The sequence below is a fragment of the Frankia sp. EI5c genome (assembly GCF_001636565.1).
Taxonomy (GTDB): domain Bacteria; phylum Actinomycetota; class Actinomycetes; order Frankiales; family Frankiaceae; genus Parafrankia.
In genome coordinates this window covers 1-2,419 of sequence record NZ_LRTK01000149.1, presented here as the reverse complement: position 1 = coordinate 2,419, position 2,419 = coordinate 1, and the positions used below count along the sequence as shown (strand labels likewise).

Annotated in this window: 1 protein-coding gene; it reads right to left on the bottom strand. The window is 76.3% G+C overall.

Features of this window, described 5'->3' with window-relative positions; genetic code table 11:
• Positions 1–2,419, bottom strand: a 2,419-nt coding sequence (locus tag UG55_RS26690) for a type I polyketide synthase (RefSeq protein WP_128423218.1), incomplete at both ends; no start/stop codon positions are given.

The following is a 2,419-nucleotide window of genomic DNA, read 5'->3' as shown; positions in this document are numbered from 1 at the left end:
GCTGGGTGTGGGGTTCCAGAGGCCCCAGGCGATGCTGGTGGCGGGGAGGTGGTGGGTGTGGCGGTGGTGGGCGAGGGCGTCGAGGTAGGCGTTGGCGGCGGCGTAGTTGGCTTGGCCGGGGGTGCCGGTGGTGGCGGTGATGGAGGAGAAGAGGAGGAAGGTGTGGAGGGGGTGGTGGTGGGTGAGGGTGTGGAGGTTGGTGGCGGCGGTGGCTTTGGGGGTGAGGGTGGTGGTGAGGTGTCGGGGGGTGAGGGTCTCGACGGTGCCGTCGGCCAGCACTCCCGCGGCGTGCACCACGTCGGTGAGCGGATGCTCCGCCGGGATGCTCGCCAGCAGCTCGGCCAGGCTCTCCCGGTCGGCGGTGTCACAGGCGACCAGCCGGGGCTCGGCACCCAGATCCCGCAGCCGCGCCAGCAGGGTGTCGGCGCCCGGGGCGTCCGGGCCGCGGCGGCTGAGCAGCAGCAGGTGGCGCACCCCGTGCCGGGTTACCAGCCGCTCGGCGATGAGGCCACCGAGCGCACCGGTCGCCCCGGTGATCAGGACGGTGCCCGGCTCGGGCCGGGTGGCCTGGTCCTCTCGGGTGGCCTCGTCCCCGCTCCCCTCCTGCGTGGCCGTGGCCGTGGCCGTAACCGGGGCCGGGGCCGAAACCGGGGCCGAAACCGGGGGGGTGGCGAGCCGCCGCAGCCTGGGCGCGAGCAACTGCCCGCCGCGCAGCGCCAGCTGGCTCTCCCCGGAACTCAGCGCGAACGACAGCGCGCCGGTCAGGGCGCGCTCGGATGCCGGACTGCCGTCGGTGTCCACCAGTAGGAACCGGTCGGGGTGCTCGGACATGGCGCTGCGCAGCAGACCCCAGGCGGTGGCCACCGCCGGTTCGATGCCGGGATCGGCGGTGCCGGTCCACACCGCGGCGGAGGTGACGACGGCCAGCCGGGTCACCTGCCCCGCGCCGGCGGCGTCCCGCAGCACGTTCTGCACCAGTGTCAGGGCCTCGTTCGCCACGGCCTCGGCCGGCCGGCCACCCGCCACCCGCCGCACCTCGACCCCGTCCGCGGCAGAACCACTGGCGGAGGCACGGTCCGGGTCGGTCGGCGCCGCCGTGACCGGCCGCCATTCCAGGGTGAACAGCGCGTCGTCCGCCGCGGCGGCCACGGTCGTCGGCACGGCTCGCAGCGCGAGCGACCGCGCCGAGGCGACCGGCACACCGTCCAGGTCGCTGAGCAGGACGGAGACGGAGCCGTCGCCGGTCGGGACCAGCCGGACCCGGACGGCGGTCGCACCCGTGGCGGCGAGCCGGACCCCGGCCCACGCGAACGGAACCCGCGGGCCGTGCTCTCCGCCGCCCGCCCCGGCGTCCCGCAGGGGCGAGATGTCCCGCAGGGGCAACAGGTGCAGGGCGGCGTCGAGCAGGGCCGGGTGCAGCGCGAACGGCTCCCCGCCCGAACCGGCAGCGTCCGCCTCCGGTGTCCCCGCCGGTGCCCCTGCCGGTGTCCCCGCCGGGCCGGCGGCGGTCGGGTCCCGCTCGGAGTCGGTGCCGGCGCCGAGGTGGACCTCGGCCAGGAGGCTCTCCCCGTCCTGCCAGGCCGCCCGCACATTGCGCAGGCCCGCCCCGTAGTCGTAGCCCAGCTCACGCAACCGCCGGTAGACGTCGTCCACCTCGAGCGGCTCGGCATCCGCCGGGGGCCAGGGTCCCTCGCCGGCCGTGGCCGCGGCCTCAGCGTTCCCGCCGCCGATCTCCTCCGGCCGCAGGGCGCCGGTGGCGTGCAGGGCCCACGGCCCGTCGTCGCCGGGCCGGGAGTGGACGGTCAGCGTGCGGCGGCCGTCCTCGTCAGCGGCGCCGACCGAGACCTGCAGGCGCAGGGTTCCCCGTTCCGGCAGCGGCAGTGGGGCGTGCAGGGTGAGCTCGTCGAGGACGGGGGTGTCGGCCCGCAGGCCCGCCCGCAGCGCGAGGTCGACGTACAGGCTGCCCGGCACCAGCGGCCGGCCGCCGATGACATGGTCGGCGAGCCAGGGGTGGCGGTCGGGGGCGAGGGCGCCGGTGAACAGCAGCGCGCCGTCGTCGGCGCGTTCCACCGCCGTGCCGAGCAGGCCCAGGTCCTCCTCCCGGGCCCAGGCCCTGGGCGCCCGGAACCAGAAGTGGCGGCGCTGGAAGCGGTAGGTCGGCAGGTCCGCGCGGCCGGCGGTGGCGGGCAGGAGCTCTTTCCAGTCGACCGGGAAGCCGTGGGTGTGGGCGGTGGCGAGGGCGGTGGTGAGGGTGTGGGGTTCGGGGTGGTTGGTGCGGAGGGTGGGGGTGGTGTGGGGGGTGTGGGGGGTGAGGGTGGGGTGGGGGCCGAGTTCGAGGTGGAGGGTGGTGTTGAGGGTGGTGAGGGTTTGGGTGGCTTGGTGGTAGCGGACGGTGTTGCGGGTGTGGCGGGTCCAGTAG